The organism is Achromobacter mucicolens, assembly GCF_902859725.1.
GTDB lineage: Bacteria > Pseudomonadota > Gammaproteobacteria > Burkholderiales > Burkholderiaceae_B > Achromobacter > Achromobacter mucicolens.
Genome location: NZ_CADIJP010000009.1, coordinates 23,638 through 48,377, shown reverse-complemented (window position 1 = coordinate 48,377; position 24,740 = coordinate 23,638). Strand labels below are relative to the sequence as shown.

Genomic DNA, 24,740 nt, shown 5'->3' with positions numbered 1-24,740 from the left:
ACGAACCGGCCCTCAAGAGGCCGCACCGCATATGAACCTGGAGACAACCCCATGCATCCCTCACGCAGAGCGTTCCTGATCAATGGCGCGGCCCTGGCCGCTGGCGCCGCCGTGTTGCCGTGGTCTTTCGCGGCGCGCGCCGCGCAGTATCCGGACAAGGCGGTCCGCCTGACCATCCCGTATCCGCCCGGCGCGGCCACGGACACGCTGGGCCGCATGGCGGGCCAGGTGTTTGCCGAGGCGCTGGGGCAGCCCTTCGTCGTGGAGAACCGGGGCGGCGGCGGCACCACGATCGGCACGCGCGCCCTCGCGGTGTCGGCGCCCGATGGCTACACCATCGGCATGGTCGACTCCACGTTCACAATCAATCCCGCGCTGCTGGGCGAGCGTCAACCGTACGACGCCATCAAGGACTTCGCGCCGATCTCGCTGATGGCGACGGCGCCTTTCGTCATGGTGGTGCACCCCTCGGTCAAGGCGACGGACATCGCGTCCTTTGTGGCGCTGGCCAAGGCGCAGCCGGGCACGTTGTCGTTCGGATCGGCGGGCGTGGGCAGCGGTCCGCATCTGGCCGGCGAGCAACTGCGCCAGCAGGCGGGCGTGGACGTGCTGCACGTGCCGTACCGCGGCGGCGGTACCGTGATCACCGACCTCTTGGGCGGCCAGGTGCAGTTCGGGTTTGCCACCGTGCCCACAATGCTTGAACACATCAAGGGCGGCAAGCTGCGCGCGCTGGCGGTCACCAGCCCGCAGCGCGTCAGCCAGCTGCCCGACGTGCCCACCTTTGCGGAAGCGGGCCTGCCGGGCGTGGATATCTCGCCGTTGTTCGGCCTGGTTGCGCCGGCCGGCGTGCCCGCGCCGATCATCGAGCGCCTGTCGCAGACGCTGGCCGAATCCGTGCAACGCGGCGCGTTGCGGGACAAACTGACGGGGATGGGCTTTCAGCCCGTCGGCAGCACGCCGGCGCAATTTGCGCAGCGCATCCAGGACGACGTGGCTAAGTGGACGGGCGTGATCCAGCGCGGCAACATCAAGGCCGAGTAGGCGCGTTAGGCGTACTTGCCCTTCAGGCGTACTTGCCCGTCAGGCCGCCATCGACCAGCAGTTCGGTGCCGGTGATGTAAGACGCATCGTCGGAAGCCAGAAAGGCCACCGCGTTGGCGACCTCCCAGGGCGTGCCCATGCGGCCCATCGGCACCTGCCTGTCGCGCGCCGCGCGGGCGGCGTCCAGGTCGTTGGCATCGAACATCCGGGCGACGTTGCTGGCCACGCGCGGGGTGTCGATCAGCCCGGGAATCACTGTGTTCACGCGGATGCGGTCGGCGGCATATTGCTGCGCGGCCATACGCGCGAAGTGGATGACGGCGGCCTTGCTGACGCTGTAGGCCAGATGCGGATAGCCGGTGTACCGGATGCCCGCGATGGACGACACCGCGACGATGGCCCCGCCGCCTTGCGCGCGCATCAACGGGACCACCAGCCGTGTCGCGATCAGCAGGCTGGTCACGTTCACCTGCTGGATGCGGTCCCAGTCTTGCAGCGAGATGTCCTCGGGGCCGCCCACCTTGCCGATACCCGCGTTGGCCTGCAGGACGTCGATGCGGCCGAAGCGGCCCAGCGCCGCCTCCACCGCGGCCTGCATCGCAGCCGGATCGGCCACGTCGGCCTGCACCGCCAGTGCGATGCCGCCGGCCGATTCGACTTCGTGCGCCGCGTCTTCGGCGGCGGTCAGGTTGGCGTCCAGCGCAATGACGGCCGCGCCGTGGCGCGCCAGCGTCACGCAACTGGCCTTGCCGATGCTCCAGCCGGGCGCCGAGGTGCCCGCGCCCGCCACCAGCGCGACCTTGCCGGCCAGGCGCGCGCCGGATGCCGCCGTCATGATTGCCCGCCGTTTTGCTGATGGGACTTGCCCTTGCCCACGTACGGAATGGCGTGGTCGATGGTTTCCCAGATAAACCGGCCGGAAGGGCTTTGCTGCTCTTCGGCAACGTGCGAGACCAGACCCGCCGCGCGCGAGATGACGGCAAAGCCGCGCATCAGGTCGGTGGGCACGCCGATTTCGCTGAGCAGCGCGGCCACGGCGCCCGTCGCATTGATGGTGATGTGCTTGCCGTACGTCTCGTCGATGGCGCTTGCCAGCCAGCGCAAGGCCTGCACGGACTTGCCGCTCAGCTCGTTTTCCGCTTCGGCCAGCGCCAGCAGCTTGATCGCGCGCGGATCGTCCGGTTTGTGCAGGTGATGCCCGAAGCCGGGCAGCGGGCTGCGCGAGGCGCGGTGCTCGCGCGCAATCGCCAGCGCCTCGGCGGGGCCGTCGGCGGCCTGCTGGATGCGGTCCAGCAGGCGCGAGCAGTTTTCCATGGTGCCGACGAACTGGCTGCCCACGGCCATCAGGCCGGACGCCACGGCGCCCTGCAGGTTCTCGGGCGCGCTCATGTAGATCAGGCGCGTGGCGATCGCGCTGGGCGTCATGCCGTGTTCCATCAGCGTGACCAGCACGGCGTCCACGATGCGCATGTCCACCGGGCGCGCATCGCGTCCCAGGATCTGCATGATCATCACCTCGGTGAAGGACTTCTTGCCGATCAGGTCCTCGACCAGGTCGACGTCGCGGTACGACATGCCGGTCAGGTGATGGGCGCACAGGCGGGTTTCGGGCGTGTTCATGGCGTCTCCTTCATTGCGGCGTCGCGCACCGCGTTCTTCAGCACCTTGCCCACGCTCGAGCGCGGCAGGCTGTCGTGGAAATGGATCTGCTTGGGCGTGGCCACCGGGCCCAGCAGCGTGCGGACGTGCGCCTTCAGTTCATCGTCGCTCGCCTGCGCGCCGGGTTGAAGCTGAACGGCCGCGTGCACGGCTTCGCCCCATTTGTCGTCGGGCACGCCGAATACCGAGCACTCGTAGACGGCCGGATGCGCGGACAGCGCGTTCTCGACGTCCACCGGGTAGATGTTGAAACCGCCGGTGATGATGACGTCGCGCAGCCGGTCCTTCAGGAACAGATAGCCGCGCGCATCGATGAGGCCGGTGTCGCCCGTGTGCAGCCAGCCGTCGACCACGGTCTCGGCCGTTTTTTCGGGCAGCCGCCAGTAGCCGGTCATGACCAGATCGCCCTGGACCACCACTTCGCCGATCTCGCCGCGCGGCAGGAGCGTGCCGTCGGGCGCCATGATCGCCACGTCCGACAGCGGCGTGACCCGGCCGACCGACGCGCGGTTCTCAGGCGCTTCGAGGTCGGCGGGGCGCAGCACGGTGACGATCTGCGGCGCCTCGGTCTGGCCGTAGGTCGTGCCCAGCACCGGACCGAAGAACGCGCGCGCACGCTCGATTTTTTCGACGGGCATGGGCGCGCCGCCGTAGATCAGGTTGCGCAGCCGCGGGAAGTCCGCGCGCGATATGCCTGGCTGCGCCATCAGCATGTAGATCAGCGTGGGCGGCATGAAGCTCAGGGTGCCGCCCCGCTCGCGAAACGCCGCCGTGATGGTGGCGGGCGACACGCTATCGAGCAGCAGATGCGCGCCGCCTTGCGCCAGCACCGGCAGCAGATACGTGCCCGTGCCGTGCGTGATGGGCGCGGACACCACATAGCGGTCATCGGCAGTGAGGCCCCAGTTGAGGATCTGGTTGACGATGCCGGCGTTCCACGCGTGATACGGCTGCATCACGCCCTTGGGCAGCCCGGTGGTGCCACCCGTGAATTTGATGGCCTGGGTGGCGTCGCGGGGCAGCGCGTGGCGCAGCGGCGCACGGCCCGCGAAACCGGTCAAGAGGCCATCCAGCGTCAGGTCTGCCGCCGCGTCTTCCAGCTCGACGCGCCGCGCATTACTGGCGGCCACGAGCGGCCCGCCGACGCCGTCCACGATCACGATGGTCGGCTCGGTGGCATCCAGGATGCGGCCGATCTCGCGCGCGGTGCTGCGGTAGTTGAGCGGCACCCACACCTTGCCGCTCGCAAGCACCGCCAGCAGCGCCAGGATGTGACGCGCCGAGTTGCCGGCGCAGATGGCCACGCGCGTCTGCGGCGCCGGGTCCAGGGCCTGCAGGGCTGCCGCCAGCGCGCGGGTGTCGGCCGCCAGCCGCGCGTAGGTGACCTGCCCGTCGGGACCATCGAGCGCCACGCGATCCGGATGCAGCTCGGCCGCGCGGAAGAAAAAATCGATCGGGTACACCTTGGCTCCTTGGGTCGCTAGTTGGCCTTGAGGTTGGCGCTTTTCACGACCGCACCCCACTTGTCGATTTCGCTGGCGATCTTCTTGGCAAAGGTCTCCGGCGTGTTGGGCGGCTGCGGCGGGAAGAATCCGCCCTGCTTGTATGAGGTCTGCAGGGCGGGGCTGGCCAGCGCCTTGTTCACTGCCTGATTCAGGCGGTCAATGACGGGTTTGGGCGTGCCGGCAGGCGCCACCAGGCCAAACCACGATTCCACGTCAAAGCCCGGCAGGCCGGATTCGGCCAGCGTGGGCACATCGGGCGTGGCGGGCAGGCGCTCGGGCGAGGTCACGCCAATGGCGCGCAGCTTGCCCGCCTGCACGTGGGGCAGGGACGAGGGCAGGTTGTCGAACATGGAATCCACCTGGCCGCCCAGCAGGTCCGCCACCGCGGGGCCGCTGCCGCGATAGGGCACGTGCAGGATGTCGGTGCCGGTCTTCATCTTGAAGAGCTCGCACGACAGGTGAATGGACGATCCGCTGCCGGACGAGGCGCAGGTCAGCTTGCCGGGGTTCTTCTTGGCATACGCGATGTATTCCTGCACGGACTTGATCGGCAGCTTGGGATTGACCACCAGGATGTTCGGAATGGTCGCCAGCAGGCCGACCGGCTCGAAGCCTTTGACGAAGTCGTAATTGAGCTGGCTGTACAGCGTGCGGTTGATGGTGTTGGCGATGGACCCGACGTACAGCGTGTAGCCGTCGGGGGCGGCGCGCGAGACGATTTCTGCGCCGATGTTGCTGTTCGCGCCCGTCTTGTTCTCGACCACGACCGTCTGGCCCAGCTCTTCGGACAGCGATTTGGCCATCAGGCGCGCCACGATGTCGGTGGCGCCGCCGGCGGCGTAACCGACGACGAGGGTGATGGGGCGTTCGGGATAGGGTTTGGCCGCCCAGGCAGGGGCGGCGGCCAGGAGGGCGCCGCTCAAGGCCACCGCCGCAGCGGTCCAGCGCTTGCCGAAAGTCTTCATTGTTGTCTCCGTCCTGTTTGTCTAATAATTGGACAGATCTCCGTCTGTCCGCCTTCATATTCGGCTTTGATGGAGGCCCTATCAACGCAAGGTGTCCAGAAATTGAACAAACCGGATTCCGAGGGTTCCGGTCCGCGCATCCTGCGGCGCGGGCTGAAGGTGCTGGGCGTGCTGCGCCAGGCCGGCGCGGCCGGCATGCACGTGGTGGACATCGCACGGGCCGCGGGCATGCAGCGGTCCACGGTGTACCGCTACCTGGATGTGCTGGTCGAAGAGGGCTATGCCCTGCGCGAATCGGGCGCGCCGCGCTGGCGTGTTGCCGAACTGGGCGTGATGATGGCCGGCGATCCGCACGCGCAGGCCGTGCGCAGCCTGCGGCCGTTGCTGCGCCAGATCAGCGACGTCAGCGGCGATTCGGCGTTTCTCATCTGCCGGGCGGCGAACGATTCGCTCTGCCTGCATCGCGAGGTCGGCAACTACCCGGTGCAGGTGCTGGCCGTGACGGTCGGGCATCGGCAGCCGCTGGGCGTGGGCGCGGCGGGTCTGGCGCTGCTGGGCGCGTTGCCCGCCGCCGAAGCCGACGAAGTCGTGGCGCAGAACGAGCAGGCGCTACGCGCCTACGGCGGCATGACAGTGGCGCAGATGCGGCGGCTGGTCGAGAACACGCGCGGGCGCGGCTGGGCGGTGGTGGGCAACGCGGCGGTGCCGGGGGTGCTGGGCGTGGGGGTGGCGCTGTGCGATGCCGGCGGGTATCCGCGGCTGGCGGTTAGCGTATCCAGCCTGATCAGCCGGATGCAGGCGCCGCGCCAGCGCAGCATTGCCGACCTGATCCGCGCGCAACTGGCGCAGAGCGGGTTTGGCATGCAGCTTGGGGCGGCGCCCGGGGAAGGGGACTGAGGCCGCAGGGGCCTCGTTCAGTCGGCCCGTTCAGTCGGCCGGCTTATGCGGCCGCGGGCGTGGGGACGCGGTACGTCTTCTGGTAGTGCACCGTGAACGTCTTGAAGGCGGCCAGCGCCTTGTGCGGATCGTGTCCGGGCTTGACGAGAAAGCTGTCAAAGCCCACGCGCGCCTGGTAGTGGATGGTGTCGATCATCACGTCGCCCACCGCGCGCAGCTCGCCCTGCCACTGGTAGCGCGTGCGCAGCAATTGGGCCAGCGAGTAGCCGCGGCCATCGGTGTAGACCGGGAAGTCCACGGCGATGAAGGCGATGCCTTCGGGAGGCAGCACGCCGTCTGCGTCCGCCAGATCGGTCAGGTCGGCATCGGGGCTCAGCAACACCGCCACGGGATGCGCGTGGCGGCGCAGCGTGGCGCGCGATGTCTTCCAGACGGACAGCGGGACGATCCAGCCGGGTTCGTCGGCGGGCACCTGGCCTTCGGCCGGCACTTCGGGTTCGGGCACGAAGGGGCGCGACGTGTCGGCCTCCAGCTTGCCGTTGCGGATCAGGTGCGGGCCGGGCGCGTCGTGGGCGTAGATCTCAGACATGGGCGGGCTCCGCGTGCTGCGTGGGTTTGGCGAAGGCAGGGTCCGCGTACACGTCCTGCTTGAAGGGGTCGATGCCGACACGGTCGACCACGTCGATGAAGCGCTCGGCCTCGCTGTCGCGCAAGCCCAGGTAGGTGCGGATCAGGCGGTCGACCACGCCGGGCACCTGATGGCGCGCGAACGACGGACCGATGATGCGGCCGATGGCCGCGCCGCCGCCGTGTGTGGATTCGAGGTCGGGCAGCGGCTTGGCGGCGCCGTTCTGGCGGCCGCCCACCGTGACCTGGTACCACTCCTCGCCGGCCTTATCGACGCCGAGGATGCCGATGTGGCCGACGTGATGGTGGCCGCAAGAGTTGATGCAGCCCGAGATGTTCAGGTCCAGCTCGCCGATCTCGAACAGGTAGTCCAGATCGTCGAACTGGCGCTGGATGGCTTCGGCCACGGGAATGGAGACGGCATTGGCCAGCGCGCAGAAGTCTCCGCCCGGACAGGCGATGATGTTGGTCAGCAGGCCGACATTGGGCGTGGCGAGGTTCAGGGCCTCGAGCTTTTGCCACAGCTCATGCAGACGCGAACGGCGCACGTCTGCCAGGATCAGGTTCTGTTCGTGCGACACACGCAGTTCGCCATAACCGAAGTCGTCGGCCAGGTCGGCCACGGCGTCCATCTGGTCCGCGGTGATGTCGCCCGGCGGCACGCCGGTGGGCTTGAGCGACACCGTGACCGCGGCGTAGCCGGCGACCTTGTGCGCATGCACGTTGGTGCGCAGCCAACGCGCAAAACGCTTGTCGCCCGCGGCCAGCGCGGCGGTGTTGTCGATGTCCGCCGCGGCGGCGGCATCGTGCTGCGGCCAGACGAAGCGCGACTTGATGCGGTCCACGAATTCCTGCGTGATGGTGTCGGGGCCGCCCTTGATGCGCTGCCATTCTTCATCGACCTGCTGCGCGTAGACCTCGGGCGTCAGGTCCTTGACCAGGATCTTGATCCGCGCCTTGTACTTGTTGTCGCGGCGGCCATGCAGGTTGTATACGCGCAGCGCGGCCTGCAGATAGGTCAGCAGGTGCTGCCATTCGACGAACGGATTGATCAGCTTGCCGACGATGGGCGTGCGGCCCAGGCCGCCGCCGATCCACACGCGGAAACCCAGCTTGCCGTCGCGTTCGACCGCCTGCAGGCCGATGTCGTGCACGCCCACGGCGGCGCGGTCTTCCACGGCGCCGCTGACCGCGATCTTGAACTTGCGCGGCAAAAAGGCGAATTCCGGATGCAGCGTGGACCACTGGCGGATGATCTCGCACCAGATCAGCGGATCGACGAGCTCGTCCGGCGCGACGCCGGCAAAGTGATCCGTGGTGGTGTTGCGGATGCAGTTGCCGCTGGTCTGGATGGCGTGCATCTGCACCGTGGCGAGCTCCGCCAGGATGTCCGGCACGTCTTCGAGCTTGGGCCAGTTGAACTGGATGTTCTGACGGGTGCTGAAATGCCCGTAGCCGCGGTCCCATTTGCGCGCGATGTGCGCCAGGGTGCGCAATTGGCGCGAGGCCAGCAGGCCGTACGGAATCGCGACGCGCAGCATGGGGGCGTGGCGCTGGATGTACAGGCCGTTCTGCAGGCGCAGGACGCGGAAATCGTCCTCGGTAAGCTGGCCGTCGAGAAAGCGGCGCGTCTGATCGGCAAACTGCGCGACACGCTGCTCGACAAGCTGTTGATCGACGGGGTCATACACGTACATGTCTACTGCCCTTGAAATCTTCTCGGTCTGAACCCCGGAACGGGGCGGGCGCACGGCGCCGGAAAAACGGGATTCATAACCGTAACAGGCAGCCGCAAAGACCGTCTAAGTCATTCTGGTAATAAAGAAATAAGGCCCCCACGCCGCGCGCGCTTCGCGCGCTAGCTGCCCCCCGAGGGGGCTGCCCCGCCTTCGGGCGGCCGGGCGGCGGGGCGGCTTTTTTTGCGGAGGGTGAGCAGGTCTCCCGCAATGCCCCCACGCCGCGCGCGCTCCGCGCACTAGCTGCCCCCCGGGGGGGCTGCCCCGCCTTCGGGCGGCCGGGCGGCGGGGCGGCTGTTTTTGCGGAGGGCGTGCGCTACGCCCTTTGCAAAGGTCGGCTGCCGGAGGGGCATGGTTTATGCGTGACGGGTATTTTTGCAAAGGATGGGGCTTCAGTCTTTGCGGGAAATCATCTGCACCGATGCCGTACAGCGGCTCCGTCGTTGCCTATAGCTAGTTGCAACTGGCTCGGCCGGTGCGCGTCGGCGACGCGGCTACAACGCCGCATTCACCGCCCAGCGCGCCACGAACACCAGAATGATCACCAGGCAGGCCGCGAGCAGCAGGCCGGTGGCGATGAGCGGGCCGGGTTTGTTGTGGGCGATGTCGGCGTCGTAGCCGCGTCCGCGGCGCACGCCGAAAAAGGCCCATAGCACGGAGCGGACCGTACGCAGGAAACTGAGCATATGCGCCTCCGGGCAGATTCTTGACCGTCCACTGTAGACGTTGGACTGCGGCGCAGACAGATGCAGATCCGGTTCAACCGACCGTATCAGTTGGTGCGGCGGCATGCGCACCGATGCCGCGCACGATGTGGTCCAGCAACTCGCGCGCGGCGGGTGAAATGTGGCGGCCGGCGCGGCTCAGGACGTGCAGGCTGCCCTGATTCAGAATGGGATTGGCCAGCGGCAGGCTGGCCAGCCGCTGTGCCTGCATGTCGGCGGTGACGGCGATGGGGGGCGTGAGCGCGTAGCCGATGCCGGCCGCCGCGAATTGCCACAGCGCCTTGAAGGACGAGGTGGTCAGCACGTTATGCAGCCGCACCTGCTCGCTGATCTCGGCCGCCTGGATGTGCTGGCGCACGCCGAAGCCTTCCTGCATGGACGCGCCGGGGTAGTCGGCCAGGTCGGTCAAGAGCAGGGGGCGGCGCAGCCGCGTCAGCGGATGATCCTGGCGCACGATGGCGCGTATCGGTTCGGGCCGCGAGTAATGCGTGCGCAGCCGCGCGTCGTTGGGCGGCTGGAACACCAGCCCGATGTAGGCGCGGTCGTCGACGATGCGCTGCACGATCTCGGAGGTGCGGGCCACGTCGATGTCCAGCGTGACTTCCGGGTGGCTGCGCCAGTAACCCGGCAGCACGCTGTCGAACATGAGCTCGACAAAGCCCTCGCCCAGCACCAGATCGATGTGGCCGCGCTCGGCCTTGCGCAGGCTGTCGATCTCGGAAAAGAAGCTTTCCTGGATGTCCTGCTGGCGCTTCACGTAGCGGGCAAGGATGTGGCCGGCATCGGTGGGCACCAGCCCGCGGCCGCGGCGCTCGAACAGCGCCATGCCGCAGTCGCGTTCCAGCGCGGCGATGGCGCGGCTGACGGCGGACGGATCCATTTCCAGCGCTTCGGCCGCGCCGCGCACCGAGCCCCGGCTCATGACCTGCATGAAGTAGTGCGTGCGGCGGGCGTCGAGTTGTTCATCCATGGCGGCGGCTCCGGGGCGGGAATGCGGCGGATTTTCCACGCGGGAAATTAAGGGTTTACCCTTAACTAACGTTGTCCCGTGCAAAAATTTCCCAGGAAAAGGCAATTCGTTGCATTTTACGCAACGTTTCTCGGCGGCGGGTGTCATGGTTGCCCGCCAACGGGCAGAGCGAAAATTGCGCAGTCCGAACCGGCGCGCCCGTTGCGCGCCGTTCGTCATCAGGGGAAAAACAATGTCTCATGCCAGCGCCAGCCTGGCCCTGCCTTCCATGCCGCTATCGGGGCGCGTGCGCATGCTCGCCGCCATCCTGCTGGTGGTCGTCATCTCCGAAGCGATCGGCAGCGTGACCTTCTCGGTCGGTCCCGGCAAGATCGTCCTGCAACCCATGCTGTGGGCCATTTTCATCGGCGCGGTCGTGGCGGCTTTCGGTCAGCGGCTGCCGTCCGGCATCGGCATCGACAAAGCCATGCAGACCCGCATCAGCGGCTACCTGCAATATGCGTTGCTGCCGTTCCTGGCCAAGCTGGGTCTGATGGTCGGCGGCGCCTTGCCGCAGGTGCGCGAGGCCGGCTGGGCGCTGGTGTTCCAGGAGTTCGGCCACTTTTTCGGCACCATGGCCATCGGCCTGCCGCTGGCGCTGCTGCTGGGCATCAAGCGCGAAGCGATCGGCGCCACGTTCTCGGTGGGCCGTGAGCCCAGCCTGGCGATCATCGGCGAGCGCTACGGCATGAATTCGCCCGAAGGCCGCGGCGTCATGGCCGAATACATCACCGGCACCGTGATCGGCGCGCTGTTCGTGGCGCTGATGGCCGGCTTCATCACCAGCCTGAACATCTTCGATCCGCGCTCGCTCGCCATGGGCGCAGGCGTGGGCTCGGGCAGCATGATGGCCGCCGGCGTGGGCGCGATCGCCTCGCAGCAGACGCCCGAAATGGCGCATCAGGTGGCTGCGCTGGCCGCCGCGGCCAACCTGCTGACCACCGTGGTGGGCGTGTACTTCACCCTCTTCATCTCGCTGCCCACGACGATCTTCCTGTACGGCAAGCTGGAGCCCGTGCTGGGCCGCTTCTCGCGCGGCAAGAACGAGGCCGTGGTCGACGACAGCGTGTCGGAAGACGTGCCCGCGCACGGCGCGAAGATGGGCTTTGGCGACCGCCTGACCGCCTACGTCATCTGTGGCCTGTTTGCGTTGGTGGGCAACCGCCTGGGCTACAACGTGCCGTTCGCGGACGCGCTGCCCGGCATGGGCATCATCGTGCTGCTGGTCGTCATCACTGACCTCATCCTGCGCGTCGTGCCCAAGCTGCCGGCGGTGTTCGTGCTGTCGCTGATCGCCATGACGGCCGGTTGCCCTGGCGTGCTGCCGTACTCGGACCAGATCATCGCAATGGTGGGCAAGGTCAACTTCCTGCCGTTCACGACGGTCATCCTGGCCATGGCCGGCCTGTCGATCCTGAAAGACCTGCCCGCCTTCCGCAAGCTGGGCTGGAAGATCGTGGTGGTGTCGCTGGCCGCCAACGCCGGCACCTTCATGGGCGCCACGATGATCGCGGAATTCTTCCACTGATCGGTCTTCGCGCCACGAGAAAGCCGCTTTTTCAGGCGGCTTTTTTCATGGGCCGGCTTGGTGGCGGTGTCAGACACCCGTTGAGACGCCGTCGCCAACCGAAGGGCATCTCTTTCGGCTGCCTGACACCAGGGCCAGCGCGGGGATCAGGGCGCGGCGCCGGGGCGGTAGCGTGCGTTGTCGGTCACGTTCTCGGTCGGGCCGATGTTGGCCACCGCCGGAACGGCACCACTGGCTGCCTTCATGACAGCCGCGGCCTGCAACTCGACTTGCGGATTGCCCATGGCGACACGATAAGGTTGCAGCGGCGCCAGGCCTTCGATGGTGCCCCAGTCGTTCGCGGCCTGGGCGCGTTGGGCCACCGGGTCGGGTCGGGCGGCAAAGTCTTCAACCGCGCGCCGCATGCGGGCGTCCGCGTACAAGTCGCGCAATTCATCGATGTTGATGGCGGGGGCGGCAAGAGCAAGGGGCGCGGCGGCGGGGTCCGCTTTGTCGCTGACGCGCGGGGCGTTTTGCTCGGCCCTTGCCAATTTATCGGCCTGGGCGCGTTCCACGCGCTGGGCTTCGCGGGCGGCCTGTGCCTGGGCGGTGCGCTGCGCCTGGCGGGCCGCGAAGTTCTGCGCGGCGCGTTCGGCTTCCCAGGCGGGGCGGTTCTCATCCAGCATCGATACGCGCGCCGGAAAAGGCGCGGCGACGTGCGGGATGGCGGAGATCGCAGAAATGGCCATGCGGGCGCTCCTTGTCGTGATTGACCTTTGGGTTGGTCTGTCAGGGGAGATGCAGGTTCACTGTAGCAAAGCCTTCTGCGCAGGGCTTTATCCATCTGTGGATTTCGTAACCGTCTCCCACACGGCCAATTCCTCCGGCAATGCGGCCAGCTTGCCCCTGACCAACCCGAGCGTGGAAGCCGCGGTGTTGGGAGCGGGCCTGCTGCGCGAACTCTATTTCCGCGTGCTGACCGGCCCGCAGGGCAGTTCGATGCGGGAAGCACTATCGCTGCGAGGGCAGTTCGGCCGTATTGGCAAATCCCTGCGTCTCATCCATGCGGAGTATGCCCAGCCGCTGGATGTGACCAGGCTGGCGAATGAGGCGGGCATGAGCGTGCCGAGCTTTCACAGCCATTTCAAGGCGGTGACGCAGGTCTCACCCATGCAGTACGTGAAATCGCCCGCCTGCACCAGGCTCGCCTCTTGATGGTGCGGCAGGACCTGACGGCCGAGACGGCGAGCCAGGCGGTGGGCTACACGAGCCAGTCCCGGTTCAGCCGCGAGTTCAAGCGCCTATTTGGCCTGACGCCAGCGGCAGAGGCGCGGCGCATGCGCGAAGGCTTCGCTATACCGGCCTTCGCGCAAGCCGCGTTCGTGTCGTCGCACTGACGCCGTCGCACTTACCGGCGCAAACCGCCGGCGGCCGGATCAGGGCTTGGTGGCCTGCATCGAGGGGCGTTGGCTGAAATCCTCGTACCAGGCAGCCGTGGCCGGATGCGAGGCGCGCCAGTCCAGGTCAGGGAAGCGGAAGTCCAGGTAACCGAGCGCGCAGCCGATGGTGACGGTGCCGATGTCCAGGCGGCCAGCGAGGCCCGCGGCGTTCTTCTCGATGAGCGCAAGGCCATCGCGCACCTTGCCCAGCTGGCCCTCGACCCAGCCATCCCAGCGCAAGGCCTCGGGACGCAGCACGGTCTCGTAGCGCGCCAGCAGCGCCGCGCCCAGCATGCCGTCGGCCATTGCCTGCTCGGTCAGCACGGGCCAGCGGGCCTTGCCGGCAGGAAAGAACGATCCGCCGCCCAGGTCGTTCAGGTATTCGCAGACAACGCGGCTGTCGAACAGCGCCTGACCTTCATCGGTGATGAAGGTGGGCACCTGGCCCAGCGGATTGCTCGGGATGATGGTCTGGTCGCGGGCGACGGGACCGGCGGCGCTGGGCAGCTTTTCAATCCGGTCGGCCAGCCCGAGTTCGTGGGCGATGACCATGCACTTGCGTACGAAGGGCGAAGCGGGCGAGAAGAAGATTTTCATGGGGTTCCCTGTCGGTGAGAGGCGTCAGTGTTGCGCATGGGCCAGGTGCTGTCCAGCCACCCAGCCAAAGGTCAAGGCGGGGCCGAGCGTGATGCCCGGCGCGGGGTACGCGCCGCCCATCACGGACTGCATGTCGTTGCCCGCCACGTAAAGGCCGGGGATCGGCGCGCCGGCGGCATCCAGCGCCTGCGCATGTGCGTTGGCGGCAATGCCGCAGGCGGTGCCGATGTCGCCCGGGTACACCTTGACGGCGTAATAAGGCCCATCGCCAAGCGGCGCGAGGCACGGATTCGGTTGGTGCTGCGGATCGCCCAGATAGCGGTTGTAGGCCGTGCTGCCCTTGCCGAAATCCGGATCGGTTCCTTGCGCGGCGTGCTGGTTATAGCGTTGGACGGTGGCCTGCAGCGCGTCGGCCGGTACGCCGAGCCGGCCGGCCAGCGCCGCCAGCGTGGACGCCTGCAAAAGGTAGCCCAGGTCGATCAGGTGTTGCCGGGGCCGGCCGCCGGGCAGGGCCAGGCCAAGGCCCCACGTGTCGATGAACCGCTGGTCGCAGACCAGGAATGCCGGGATGCTGGGCACGGTCTCGTTGCTGCGGTACATGGCCTGCACGAACTCGTGGTACGAGGTCGATTCATTGACGAACCGGTTGCCCGCGCCATTGACGGCGATCAGGCCGGGCTTGGCGCGGTCCCAGACCAGATGCGGGTAATTGAGTGGCGTGCCCGTGCCGGTATCCAGCACGGAAACTGGCGCCCAGAAGGCCGGACTGGCATGGCCGCTGCCGAACGCCGCGCCGGCCCGTTCCGACAGCCGGATGCCATCGCCGGTATTGCCGCGCGGGGACATCGACCAGCCGCCGGTCGGCTGCGGGTAGATTCGCGCGCGCCGTTCCGGATCCCACGGGAATCCGCCCGTCGCCATCACGACGCCACGGCGGGCGCGCACGTTGACCGTCTTGCCGTCCCGCGACAGAGCTGCGCCCAGCACCCGCCCGGCGGCGTCGCGGTGCAGCGACAGCGCGGGCGTTTGCAGCCAGAAGTCGATGTTGCGGGTCAAGAGTCCATGAAACAACTGGGCCGCCAGCGCATTGCCCAGCAGCAGCCGCGTGCCGCGGTGATACCCGCGCGCGCGGTCCGAGGCGTAACGCAACACCAGCTTCATGCTGTGGCGCCAGGCAGCGAATGAACGCGTGGCGCCAAGCAGGTGCCGCACGTCGGTGATGTTGACCATCATGCCGCCGAGCACGGTGAATTCCTTGAGCGGGTCGCGCAAGAGCCGCAAGCGGCTGCCCAGCCTGCGGCCGTCGAATTCGACAGGGTCGAGCGAACGGCCGCCCATTGCGGCGCCGGGCCGGTCAGGGTAGTAATCCGGGGAGGCGGTGCGCGCGGCAAGCTGCAAGAGGCCGCGCGACACCAGGTAATCCATCATGCGCGGGCCTGCCTCCAGATAGGCCCGCTTCATGTGTTCGGGGGCCGCCGCGCCCACCGTCTGGTCCAGATAGGTCCAGACGCTGTCCATGCTGTCCGGATGGCCCGCCGTTTCAGTCTGCGCGTTCAGGGGGATCCACACCGCGCCGCCGGAGATCGCCGTCGATCCGCCGATGCGGTCGGTCTTTTCGACCAGCAGCACGTCCATCCCTTCCTCGTGCGCGGTCAGCGCCGCGGCCATGCCGCCCGCGCCGGAACCCACGACGAGCGCATCCACTTCCTTGTCCCATGCGATCTGGTCCATGCCGCCTACGCTCCCGATCCGCCCAGCGACTTGCCGCCATCCACGAAGATGACCTGCCCCGTGATGAAGTCCATGTGTGGCGCGGCCAGGAAGGACACCGCATTGGCAATGTCTTCAGGCCGCCCCGCGCGCCCGGTCGGCTGCAAGGCCAGTTGCGCGGCCATGCGCTCGGGCGTCAGGTTGCGCAGCAATGGCGTATCGATGAGGCCGGGCGCAATGGCGTTGACCAGGATGCCGCGTCCGGCCAGTTCCATCGCGCTGGCGCGGGTGTAGCCAACCAGCGCCGCCTTCGAGGCCACGTAATGCGGATGGTTCTTCGCGCCCAGATACGCGCGCGACGCGATGTTCACGATCTTCGCGCCCGGCTGCATGGTCCGCGCCGCTTCCTGGGTCAGGGTGGCGACCGCCAGCAGGTTCACGTCGAAGGCGCGCCGGTAGTCATCGCTCGTCACGTCGAAGAACGTGCGCTCGTCAAAGAGGCCAGCGTTGTTCACCAGCGCGGCCAGCGGCGGCAATGCGCTCGCCAGCGCGCGCGTGGAGGCTTCGTCGGCCAGGTCCACGACGCGGTGGCTGACATCCAGTCCCCGGTCGGCCAGCGCCCGTGATTCCTTCTCCGCCAGCGCCCCGTTGCGATCGGCCATCACGACGCGAAATCCATCCCGCGCCAGCCGCTCCACGATCGCCAGGCCCATGCCGCTTGCGCCGCCCGTGACCAACGCCGTTCCCAGACTCATGATTTCTCCTTAGACAGCCAGATAGCCGCCGTCCACGGGCAGCACCACGCCATTGACATAGCTGGCCAGGTCCGAGGCCAGAAACAGGATGGGGCCGACGATCTCGTCAGCGCGCCCCGCGCGCGCCATGGGCGCGCGCCCCATGTACCAGTCGGTGCCGCTGGCCTGGGCGCGCTGGCCGGCGGTCATCTCGGTTTCCATCAGTCCCGGCGCCACCGCGTTGACCCGCACGCCGTGGGGAGCCAGGTCGCGGGCCAGTACCTCCGTGAACGAGCGCACGCCGCCCTTGGACACCACGTAGCCCGCGGTCGAAATGCCGCAGCCGTAAGCCACGATGGAACACAGGTTGACGATGGCGCCGCGCGAGGCCTTGAGCTGTTCCACGAAGGCATGCGTGACGTTGAACGTGCCTTGCAGGTTCACCCGCATCACGCGGTCCCAGATCTCGGGGGTGCGCGGATCGTCGAACGGCGCGCGCGCCGAAATGCCGGCGTTGTTGACGAGGATGTCCAGCGGACCGTGGCGCGCCGCGCAGTCGGCGGCAAAGGCGCGCACCGCCTGCTCGTGGGTCACGTCCAGCTCGGCATGCGCGGCATGGCCACCGGCCGCGACGATGGCCTGCGCCGACGCGGCGGCAAGCGCCGCGTCCACGTCGGTCACGATCACGCGGGCGCCTTGCCGGGCAAAGCCCTGTGCGATGGCGGCGCCCAGGCCGCGCCCGGCGCCCGTCACCAGGACGCGCTTGTCTTGCATTGAGATCATGGCATTTTCCTTGCGGCGCCTACGCGCCCAGATAGGCGCGCTGCACGCCTTCGTCGCTGGCGAGCGCGGCGGATTGCCCGTCCAGCGCGATCTCGCCGTTCTCCAGGATGTAGGCGTGACTGGACACCGACAGCGCGAGTTTGACGTTCTGTTCGACCAGCAGAATCGTGATGCCCTGTTCGCGGTTCAGCCGCAGGATGATGTCGAAGATCTGCTCGACCACCAGTGGCGACAACCCCATGGACGGTTCGTCCAACAGGATCATGCGTGGCCGCGCCATCATCGCGCGGCCGGTCGCCAGCATCTGCTGCTCGCCGCCTGAAAGCGTGGCGGCCTTTTGTTCGAAGCGTTCTCGCAGGCGCGGAAAGGTGTCGCACACCATGTCCATGTCCTGCCGGACAGCGTTGCGGTCCCGGCGCAGGTAGGCGCCCATTTCCAGGTTTTCGCGCACGCTCATCTCGCGGAAGATCTCGCGGCCTTCCGGCACCTGCACGATGCCGCGTCCCACGACCTCATCGGCGGACAGGCGATGGATGGGTTCGCCCGCGAAACGCACGCTGCCCGCCGTGGGCGAGACCAGACGAGAAATCACGTTCAACGTGGTCGACTTGCCTGCGCCATTGGCGCCCAGCAGCGCCACGATGGCGCCTTGCGGCACCTTCAGCGACACGTCCTGCAATGCGCGGATGTTGCCGTAGGCGGCCGACACCGCATCGACTTCCAGCAGAATCTCAGCCACCAGCTGCTCCCTTGCCCAGATAGGCCTCGATGACACGGGGGTCGTTGCGCACCTCGGTGGGTGTGCCCTCTGCGATCTTTTCGCCAAACGACATGACGGTGATGCGATCCGATATGGACATCACCAGTTGCATCACGTGTTCCACCAGCAATACCGTGATGCCGTCCCGCTCGCACAATTCGGTCAGCAGGCGGTCCAGCGTCTCGATCTCGCGGTTTCGCAGGCCCGCCGCCGGTTCGTCCAGCAACAGCAGGCGCGGAGAAATGGCCAGCGCGCGCGCCAGCTCCAGCATCTTCTGGCGTCCGAAGTCCAGACTGCAGGCGGGGGTGTCCAGGAAGTCTGCCAGGCCGACGCGCTCGAGCAGATGCTCCACCCGCTCGCGGGCCTCGGCCGCCGCGGGACGCAACAGCTTGCGCGGGCCGTTCGCGCCGTGCGCGTACGTTCCCAGCAGCGCGTTCTCCCGTACGCTGAGCGCGCCGAAGAGCTCCAGGTTCTGGAATGTGCGCGCCACGCCCAGCGCCGCCATTTCGTGTGGCTTCTTGCCCGTGATGTCGGCGCCATCGAAGGTGATGCTGCCGCTGGTGGGGCGGTAATAACGCGATATGCAATTGAATGTCGTCGATTTGCCGGCGCCGTTTGGGCCGATCAGCGCGTGAATGCGGCCGCGTTCCACTTGCATGGACAGCCCGTTGATCGCCGTCAGGCCGCCGAATTTCACCGTCAGACTCTGCACGTCCAGATAAGGATGGGTGCTCATGCTGCGCTCCTTTGCGGGGATTTGGAGGCGGTGGCCGCCGCGCGCGAGGCCGCGGGCAAAGGCGCGGCCGGCGGGGGCGCGCGCCGCGCCGCGCGGCCCGCAAACAGGCCTTTGGGCGCGAACATCATGAAGCCCATCAGGATGACGCCGTAGATGATTTCCTGGAACGACAGCGCCTGGCGCAGCAGTTCGGAGATGAGGCCGAAGGCCAAAGCCCCCGCGATGGCGCCGCGTACCGAGCCGATGCCGCCCACCACGACCATCGTCAGGATCAGGATGGTCGTCTGAAAGCCCAGGCTTTCGGGATGGATGAACGACGCGAAGAGCGTGTACATGCCGCCGGCGATGCCGGCGTAGGCGGCCGACAGCGTGAACGCGGTTCGCTTGATGGCATTGACGTTCACGCCCATCGCCTGCGCCGCGACATCGCTCTCGCGCACGGCCCGGAAGGCCGATCCCAGTTGCGAGCGCGACAACGCCACGGTGGCCCACAGCAGCAGCGCGGCAATCAGCACGACAAAGGGGTAGGCCTTCATGTCCGACACCAGTTCGTACCCGAAGAGCGAGGCGGGCGAGATGCGGAATCCGTTGGATCCGTTGGTGACCGATTGCCAGTTCAGGAACACCCACTGCATGGCTTCCCCGAACGCGAACGTGGACAGCGCCAGATAGATGTCGCGCATGCGCAGCGCGAGCGCGCCGATCACGTAGCCGAGCGCCGCGGCCAGCAGCCCGCCCGCCAGGATGGAGACGAAGAAGGGCGGATGCCAGAGGTTGTTGATGAGCCCGGCGGTGTAGATGCCCACGCCGTAGAAGGCCGCGTGCGACAGGGCGAACTGCCCGGTTTCGCCGATGACCAGGTGCAGGCCCAACGCCAGCACCACGAACACCATCAGCAGGTTGACGACGTAGACGACATAGCCGCTAGCCATGAAGGGCAGCGCCACCAGCACGACGGCCATGAGCGCCAGCAGGGTGCGATCGATCTTGTTGCTCATACTTTCTTCACCTGCAGTTTGCCGCCCAGCAGTCCTTGCGGGCGCACCAGCAGCACGACCATGATGGCCACGAAGGGCGCCACCACGATGGCATTGGTCGAAATGAACAGCCCCACCAGGTTCTCGGCGATGCCGATCACAAAGCCTCCGACCACCGCGCCGGGCAGGCTGGTGATGCCTCCCACGATGGCGGCGGCATAGGCCAGGATGGCGATGTGGCCGATGTCCGGGGTGATGAGGATTTTGGGCGTGATGAGCAGCGCCGCGACGGCCGAAATCAGGCCTGACAGCGCCCACACCATCATGCGGATGCGGGTGAGGTTCACGCCCGTCAGCCGCGCTGCCTTCGGATTCATTCCCACCGCGCGCATGGCCCGGCCAACGCGCGTGTAGGCGAACATCCCGAACAGCAGCAGCATGACGATGACCGCGACGGCGAAGATCAGCAGGTCAAGCCGGGTCAGCACGGCGTCGCCGATGATGACGGCGTCCGTGGACGCAAGCGGCGGCAGCGAGCGCGGGGTGTCGCCCAGGCCCGACGTGCGCACCAGCCCCTTCAGGGCGTACGCCAGCCCCAGCGTGGCGATGACCATCTGCACGCCCACGCCCTTGGAAGCGATGACCCGTTCCATGACGACGCGCTGGAACAGGCCCGACAGCACGGCCACCGCGGCCAGCGTGACCGGAATGACCGCCAGGTAAGGCCATCCCATCACCAGGATGAGGAACAGCGCAATGTAGCCGCCCACCATGAAGATCTCGCCCTGGGCGAAATTCGGCACATCGGTGGTCTTGAAAATGATGACGACGGCGACGGCCAGCAACGCGTATACGCTGCCCGTCACCAGCCCCGACAGCACCCCCTGCTGCAGGAACAACCAGGTATCGGCAAAGCTCATGATGTTCTCCGGCGGCCCGCGCGATGCTGCGCCATCGCGCGGGCGTGGCCTCTGTAGGGCCGCGGGTTTACTTCTGGTATTGCCAGGTGCTCTTGAAGGCGCCAGGCACGAGCGTCATGTTCGTCCCATCGAACTTGATGTAGATGGCGGCCTCCTGCGCGGCGCGGTCGCCCGGGCCGAACTCGATGGGGCCTGCCATGACGCCCGAGTCGAACTTCATGGTTTCCAGCGCCTGCAGCACCTTTTCACGCGTGGGCTGCGGGCCGGCGGCCTTCAGCGCGTTCACGACCGCCATGGCGGGCGGAATGCCGTAAGGCATGTAGGACTGCGGGTGCCCGGGCTTGGCCGCCAGGTCGGGATACGACTGCTTGTACATGTCGTATACCCACGTCAGCTTCGGCCCGCCCGGCAGATCCGCCAGCACGTCCTGGATGTACACGTTCTTGAACGCATCCTTGTTGCCCACGTTCTCCACGAGCTGCTTGAGATCCGCCGTGCCATTGACCGCCAGCACGATGGGCTTGTTCCAGCCCAGTTCGTGCGCCTTCTTGATGATGAGGGCGGCGGGGCGCGCGTAGGTCGTCAGCAGCAGCACATCGGGATTGCCCGAGCGGATCTTCAGCATGGGCGCCGTCACGTCGGTGATGTTCGGATTGACCGACTGCACCTGCAACGCCGGGTCGCCAAGCTGTTTTGCCTGCGACTGCGCCGCCTCCAGGTTCCAGCCGCCGTAGGCGTCGTCATGATTGATGTAGCCGATCTTCTTGGCCTTCAGGTGTTCCGATGCGAACTGCACCATCGAGCCGCCCACGGCGTGCTGAGAGATCGAGAAGGCGCCGTAGATGTACTTGGAGGGCGGGTAGAGGGCGCCGTCGCCGGAGGCATTGAGCATGACCAGCGGCACTTTTTCGCGTTCGATGTATTCGCGCGAGGCGACGACGGCCGCCGAGCACGATCCCCCGTTCAGCAGGAAGACCTTGTCCTGCTCGTTCAGCTTCTTCACGGCGGCGACCAGATCGTTGGCGTTGCAGCGGTCGTCTTCCACGACCAGCTCGATCTGGCGGCCGTTTACGCCGCCTTCCTTGTTGACCTTGGCGTACCACATCTTGGCGGCGTTCAGCACGTCAAAGCCGTAGGCCATGCCGCTGCCCGACAGCGGCGCAAAGACGCCGATCTTGATGGTCTTGTCCGTGATCCCCGGTTCCTGCTGCGCCTGCGCGGCGGTCGAAAAGGCCAGGGCGCACAGCGCGGCGGCGGCCGCGTAGCGACTACGTTGGTTCATGCTTGGTCTCCCGTTCTTTTTTGGATGCGCGTCTTTGGTGGATGACGCTTTGATGCGTTGACGGCGGTGCCGCCGGGTAAGTCTTACTGCATGCGGTAGCCGCCGTTCACGTCGATGACGCTGCCGGTGATGTAGCCCGCGTCTTCCGAGGCGAGGAACCGCACGGCCGCGGCCACTTCCTCGGCGGTGCCGATGCGGCCCAGCGGGATGGCTTGTGCAGCCGCGGCCAGCGCGCCGCTGCTGGTGACGGTGCTGCGCAGCATGTCGGTGTCGATCAATCCGGGCGCGATGCCGTTGACCGTGATGCCAAGATGGGCGGCCTCGCGCGCCATGGACTTGGTCAGGCCCAGCACGGCCGACTTGGCGGCGATGTAAGAGGCGCTGGAACGGTAGCCGCCCAGTTGCGCGGCGACCGACGTGAAGGTGACGACCCGGCCATGCGCCAGCGGCTTGGCTTCGCGCCGGCGCAGGTAGGCGCGTCCGCACAGGAACACGCCGCGCGCATTCACGGCAAAACTGCGTTCCCAGATATCGAGCGACGTGTCCTTGATGAGCGGCCGCTCGCCGTTCTCCTGGAACAGCAGCAGTCCGGCCGCGCTGACCAGCACCGCGATGGGGCCGTGCTGGCTTTCGATCTGCTCGAATGCACTGTCGACGGCCGCTTCGTCGCTGACGTCAAAGGCATGCGCGGCATGGGGCGCGCCCAGCTCGTCGGCCACCCGGCGCGCACGGTCGCTGTCCACGTCCGACACCACCACGCGCAGTCCGGCCTGTGCGAGTTCCCGGCAGATCGTGGCGCCGATGCCGCCGCCGCCGCCGGTCACGAGGGCGAGGCGGGGCCCCGGGCCGGCCGTGGCGGGCTTGGATACATTGGTCATGCTGTCTCCTCCGTGGCGTGTCGTCCATCCTTGGGGATTGGATCGGCCGCCAGTCTGATTTTTTGCGATTATGTATACATGGCCGTAGGGCAGGTATAGGGGCTTACCCTGAACGACGTTTGATTTACGGCAGAAGCACTATGGAAAGCCCTGAGATAGAGCTAGAGCACACTGCCGCATGTATTCTTCATGTATACAATTGCCGCATGGATACGCTATCTCAACACGTCACCGATACGCTGCGGGACTGGGTGCTGCACGGCAAGTTCAGTCCCGGCGCTCGGCTGGAAGAAATCCCGCTGGCCGAAAAACTGGGCGTGTCGCGCACGCCGGTGCGCGCGGCGCTCGCCACGTTGGGCAACGAAGGCCTGCTCGAACATTTGCCCAAGCGCGGCTACACCGTGCGGGCTTACGACATCGGGGAGATTGTGGCGGCGTATGAAGTGCGAGCCGCCCTGGAGGGCCTGGCCTGCCGGCAGGCGGCGCTGCGCGGCCTGTCGAATGACGCGGTCGCGGTGCTGAAGAACTGCCTGGACGAGGGCGACCGGATTCTTGCCAAGGGCGTGTTGCTGCCGGAGGACCATCTGCCGTACCAGCAGGTCAACATCACCTTGCACAACGGCATTCTCGAGGCGGCGGGCAATCCGTGGGTGAAGCGGTTCGCGACGCAGGCGCAGGCAATTCCGTATGCGTCGGACCGGATCATCCTGTGGGAAGACCACGGGATCATCCTGCGCTCGCACGATGACCATCATCGGATCGTGAGCGCCATCATCGCCCGCGACGGCGCGCGGGCCGAGGACCTGATGCGCGAACACGTGTACTACGCGGGCATCATCCTGAAGAACAACTACGAGCGGCTAGCCCAGGCGTACCGGGTTTGAACGGCCCGGCTCGCCTGTCGCAAGCCAGTGGCGCGGGCGCAAGGCCCGCGCCCCTTATTCCGTGATGCCCGTTTCCAGGCAGGGCTTGAACTCGCCGGTTTCCGGATCGCGCAGGAACAGGACGCCGGTGGCCACGCCAAAGTAGGCGCCGTGCAGTTCCAGCTCGCCCTTCTCGACGCGGCGGCGGATGGACGGGAACGTCATCAGGTTGTTCAGGCTGTGCGCGACGGTGGCCAGTTCCAGGCGTTTCAGGTTGGCCTGGCGGTCGCCGGTCTCCGGGGACATGCCCTTGGCGACGGGTTCGATCTGCGACATCCATTTGCCGATGAAATCGCTCTTGCTCAGCGGCGTGGCGTCGTCGAAGAAGAAGCGGATGCCGCCGCAGGAGGCGTGGCCCAGCACGACGATGTGCTTGACGTTCAGGCCGTTGACCGCAAATTCGATGGCGGCGCTGGTGCCGTGGTACGACGATTCCGAGTCGGGATCACAGGGCGGCACGAGGTTGGCCACGTTGCGCACCACAAACATTTCACCGGGGCCTGCGTCGAAGATCGCTTCGGGCGACACGCGCGAGTCGCAACAGCCAATGATCAGGATTTCCGGGCTTTGGCCGATTTCGGCCAGCTTTTGGTAGCGGCTGCTTTCCGTCTGGAAGCGGCCGTCAAGGAAGGATTGGTAGCCTTCGGAGAGTCTTTTGGGAAACATGATCTTCAGTTCCTAATATCGAGGCCAGGCTTGCTGGCGCGCCGGCATACGCACGAAGGGGCTTCGTGTGGAAGCCCCTTTTATCGAGTCGGCAGTCGGGATTTTCCCATAATTGGGCTGATAGCCACCTGTCTAAACCCTGATATCAAAAGGGTTTTTTTGCGGCGGGTCGAAGCCCTGGCCAGCCTTAGCGGGCCGCAACGTCCAGCGGGGTCACGCGGGTGAATTCGAGCGGCGTGATGGCCTTGACCACCTTGATCTGGCCGGGGGCGAGGGGGCCCACGATGTCTTCGCTGACCCGGCCGACCTCGCGGTTCTGGGCGTCGTACAGGACGTAGGTCAGAAGGACGCTATTGACGGGGCGTTCGGACTGGTTGGCCAGAAAACCGGTGATGGTCGAGACGTTGCGGGTGCTGTCGCGCACGGCCTGGACGTTGCCCAGGGTGACGCCGTAGGCAAGGCTTTGCGCGCCGGCGGCGGCGGATGCGCAGGCCAGCACGGCAATCGAGGCGAGGATGATTTTTTTCATGGCGTCTCCTGGGGCTCGCGGCGCGGGTTTTGCCTATCTCACTCCTTTCCGGCCGTGGATACAACGGGTCAGATGGATGAATGGGTAACAGGTTGCGGCGGAGGTTGCGAAGGCGCCGGGATTGTCCGATGA

The 24,740-nt window shown here is 66.9% G+C and carries 25 protein-coding genes and 1 pseudogene; 5 read left to right on the top strand and 21 right to left on the bottom strand.

What is annotated here, in order from left to right:
- The first annotated feature begins 51 nt into the window (after positions 1 to 51).
- Positions 52 to 1,044, top strand: coding sequence for a Bug family tripartite tricarboxylate transporter substrate binding protein (locus HV786_RS13015; protein ID WP_152382826.1), 993 nt, complete (start codon positions 52 to 54; stop codon positions 1,042 to 1,044).
- Between the two features lie 22 nt (positions 1,045 to 1,066).
- Here HV786_RS13015 and HV786_RS13010 read toward each other — a convergent pair whose 3' ends face one another.
- Genes HV786_RS13010 through HV786_RS12995 form a run of 4 tightly spaced genes read right to left on the bottom strand, consistent with a single transcriptional unit; the run spans position 1,067 to position 5,173 of the window.
- Entirely contained in the window at positions 1,067 to 1,879 is an 813-nt protein-coding gene (locus HV786_RS13010) for an SDR family NAD(P)-dependent oxidoreductase (protein ID WP_175211040.1), read from the bottom strand.
- Entirely contained in the window at positions 1,876 to 2,664 is a 789-nt protein-coding gene (locus HV786_RS13005; protein ID WP_128829103.1) for a citryl-CoA lyase, read from the bottom strand. Before HV786_RS13005 ends, HV786_RS13010 begins: the two co-directional genes overlap by 4 nt.
- Complete coding sequence (locus tag HV786_RS13000; RefSeq protein ID WP_175211037.1) at positions 2,661 to 4,166, bottom strand: class I adenylate-forming enzyme family protein; 1,506 nt, start codon at positions 4,164 to 4,166, stop codon at positions 2,661 to 2,663. The genes HV786_RS13005 and HV786_RS13000 overlap by 4 nt, the downstream gene beginning before the upstream one ends.
- Before the next feature lie 17 nt (positions 4,167 to 4,183).
- Positions 4,184 to 5,173: a Bug family tripartite tricarboxylate transporter substrate binding protein gene (locus HV786_RS12995; protein WP_128829102.1), complete on the bottom strand. Its 990-nt coding sequence runs from the start codon at positions 5,171 to 5,173 to the stop codon at positions 4,184 to 4,186.
- Between the two features lie 102 nt (positions 5,174 to 5,275).
- Here HV786_RS12995 and HV786_RS12990 point away from each other — a divergent pair, with 102 nt between their 5' ends.
- Positions 5,276 to 6,070 (top strand): IclR family transcriptional regulator, encoded by a 795-nt coding sequence (locus HV786_RS12990; protein WP_056319887.1) that lies wholly within the window; start codon positions 5,276 to 5,278, stop codon positions 6,068 to 6,070.
- A 43-nt stretch (positions 6,071 to 6,113) separates the two neighbouring features.
- Here the strand turns inward: HV786_RS12990 and HV786_RS12985 are convergent, their stop codons facing one another.
- The 4 genes from HV786_RS12985 to HV786_RS12970 form a co-directional block, all read right to left on the bottom strand.
- Positions 6,114 to 6,659, bottom strand: coding sequence for a DUF934 domain-containing protein (locus tag HV786_RS12985; protein ID WP_128829101.1), 546 nt, complete (start codon positions 6,657 to 6,659; stop codon positions 6,114 to 6,116).
- Positions 6,652 to 8,394: a nitrite/sulfite reductase gene (locus HV786_RS12980; RefSeq protein WP_128829100.1), complete on the bottom strand. Its 1,743-nt coding sequence runs from the start codon at positions 8,392 to 8,394 to the stop codon at positions 6,652 to 6,654. Before HV786_RS12980 ends, HV786_RS12985 begins: the two co-directional genes overlap by 8 nt.
- Before the next feature lie 533 nt (positions 8,395 to 8,927).
- Positions 8,928 to 9,119, bottom strand: coding sequence for a DUF2970 domain-containing protein (locus tag HV786_RS12975; protein ID WP_056319879.1), 192 nt, complete (start codon positions 9,117 to 9,119; stop codon positions 8,928 to 8,930).
- A 73-nt stretch (positions 9,120 to 9,192) separates the two neighbouring features.
- Positions 9,193 to 10,128, bottom strand: a complete 936-nt coding sequence (locus tag HV786_RS12970; RefSeq protein ID WP_128829099.1) for a LysR family transcriptional regulator — start codon at positions 10,126 to 10,128, stop codon at positions 9,193 to 9,195.
- Positions 10,129 to 10,360: 232 nt separating this feature from the next.
- Here HV786_RS12970 and HV786_RS12965 point away from each other — a divergent pair, with 232 nt between their 5' ends.
- Positions 10,361 to 11,695: a DUF3100 domain-containing protein gene (locus HV786_RS12965; RefSeq protein WP_128829098.1), complete on the top strand. Its 1,335-nt coding sequence runs from the start codon at positions 10,361 to 10,363 to the stop codon at positions 11,693 to 11,695.
- 146 nt (positions 11,696 to 11,841) lie between these two features.
- Here HV786_RS12965 and HV786_RS12960 read toward each other — a convergent pair whose 3' ends face one another.
- The gene (locus tag HV786_RS12960; RefSeq protein WP_128829097.1) at positions 11,842 to 12,423 is read right to left on the bottom strand and encodes a hypothetical protein; all 582 of its coding nucleotides are present in this window, start codon (positions 12,421 to 12,423) and stop codon (positions 11,842 to 11,844) included.
- 172 nt (positions 12,424 to 12,595) lie between these two features.
- Between HV786_RS12960 and HV786_RS12955 the strand changes: the two are divergent.
- Positions 12,596 to 13,071: pseudogene (locus HV786_RS12955) on the top strand (helix-turn-helix domain-containing protein); the annotation flags it as partial.
- 39 nt (positions 13,072 to 13,110) lie between these two features.
- Here HV786_RS12955 and HV786_RS12950 read toward each other — a convergent pair.
- From HV786_RS12950 to HV786_RS12905, 10 genes are all read right to left on the bottom strand, one after another.
- Entirely contained in the window at positions 13,111 to 13,710 is a 600-nt protein-coding gene (locus tag HV786_RS12950; protein WP_056319865.1) for a glutathione S-transferase, read from the bottom strand.
- A gap of 24 nt (positions 13,711 to 13,734) precedes the next feature.
- Positions 13,735 to 15,441 (bottom strand): FAD-dependent oxidoreductase, encoded by a 1,707-nt coding sequence (locus HV786_RS12945; RefSeq protein WP_128829094.1) that lies wholly within the window; start codon positions 15,439 to 15,441, stop codon positions 13,735 to 13,737.
- 5 nt (positions 15,442 to 15,446) lie between these two features.
- Entirely contained in the window at positions 15,447 to 16,175 is a 729-nt protein-coding gene (locus tag HV786_RS12940) for an SDR family NAD(P)-dependent oxidoreductase (RefSeq protein ID WP_128829093.1), read from the bottom strand.
- Between the two features lie 9 nt (positions 16,176 to 16,184).
- Positions 16,185 to 16,937, bottom strand: coding sequence for an SDR family NAD(P)-dependent oxidoreductase (locus tag HV786_RS12935; protein ID WP_063955923.1), 753 nt, complete (start codon positions 16,935 to 16,937; stop codon positions 16,185 to 16,187).
- Between the two features lie 19 nt (positions 16,938 to 16,956).
- Positions 16,957 to 17,676, bottom strand: a complete 720-nt coding sequence (locus HV786_RS12930; RefSeq protein ID WP_128829092.1) for an ABC transporter ATP-binding protein — start codon at positions 17,674 to 17,676, stop codon at positions 16,957 to 16,959.
- On the bottom strand, positions 17,669 to 18,433 hold the full coding sequence (locus tag HV786_RS12925) for an ABC transporter ATP-binding protein (RefSeq protein WP_128829091.1): 765 nt from the start codon (positions 18,431 to 18,433) through the stop codon (positions 17,669 to 17,671). Before HV786_RS12925 ends, HV786_RS12930 begins: the two co-directional genes overlap by 8 nt.
- On the bottom strand, positions 18,430 to 19,431 hold the full coding sequence (locus HV786_RS12920; protein WP_175211035.1) for a branched-chain amino acid ABC transporter permease: 1,002 nt from the start codon (positions 19,429 to 19,431) through the stop codon (positions 18,430 to 18,432). Before HV786_RS12920 ends, HV786_RS12925 begins: the two co-directional genes overlap by 4 nt.
- On the bottom strand, positions 19,428 to 20,330 hold the full coding sequence (locus tag HV786_RS12915; protein ID WP_128829090.1) for a branched-chain amino acid ABC transporter permease: 903 nt from the start codon (positions 20,328 to 20,330) through the stop codon (positions 19,428 to 19,430). The genes HV786_RS12920 and HV786_RS12915 overlap by 4 nt, the downstream gene beginning before the upstream one ends.
- A 67-nt stretch (positions 20,331 to 20,397) precedes the next feature.
- Positions 20,398 to 21,612: an ABC transporter substrate-binding protein gene (locus tag HV786_RS12910; protein WP_175211033.1), complete on the bottom strand. Its 1,215-nt coding sequence runs from the start codon at positions 21,610 to 21,612 to the stop codon at positions 20,398 to 20,400.
- A gap of 83 nt (positions 21,613 to 21,695) precedes the next feature.
- On the bottom strand, positions 21,696 to 22,490 hold the full coding sequence (locus HV786_RS12905) for an SDR family NAD(P)-dependent oxidoreductase (RefSeq protein ID WP_175211032.1): 795 nt from the start codon (positions 22,488 to 22,490) through the stop codon (positions 21,696 to 21,698).
- 206 nt (positions 22,491 to 22,696) lie between these two features.
- Between HV786_RS12905 and HV786_RS12900 the strand changes: the two genes are divergently transcribed.
- Positions 22,697 to 23,374, top strand: a complete 678-nt coding sequence (locus tag HV786_RS12900; RefSeq protein ID WP_056319843.1) for a GntR family transcriptional regulator — start codon at positions 22,697 to 22,699, stop codon at positions 23,372 to 23,374.
- A 54-nt stretch (positions 23,375 to 23,428) separates the two neighbouring features.
- On the opposite strand, the gene HV786_RS12895 is transcribed toward HV786_RS12900, so the two are convergent.
- Positions 23,429 to 24,079, bottom strand: a complete 651-nt coding sequence (locus HV786_RS12895; protein WP_128829088.1) for a carbonic anhydrase — start codon at positions 24,077 to 24,079, stop codon at positions 23,429 to 23,431.
- Positions 24,080 to 24,266: 187 nt separating this feature from the next.
- Complete coding sequence (locus tag HV786_RS12890) at positions 24,267 to 24,608, bottom strand: FxLYD domain-containing protein (protein WP_128829087.1); 342 nt, start codon at positions 24,606 to 24,608, stop codon at positions 24,267 to 24,269.
- Between the last annotated feature and the right edge of the window lie 132 nt (positions 24,609 to 24,740).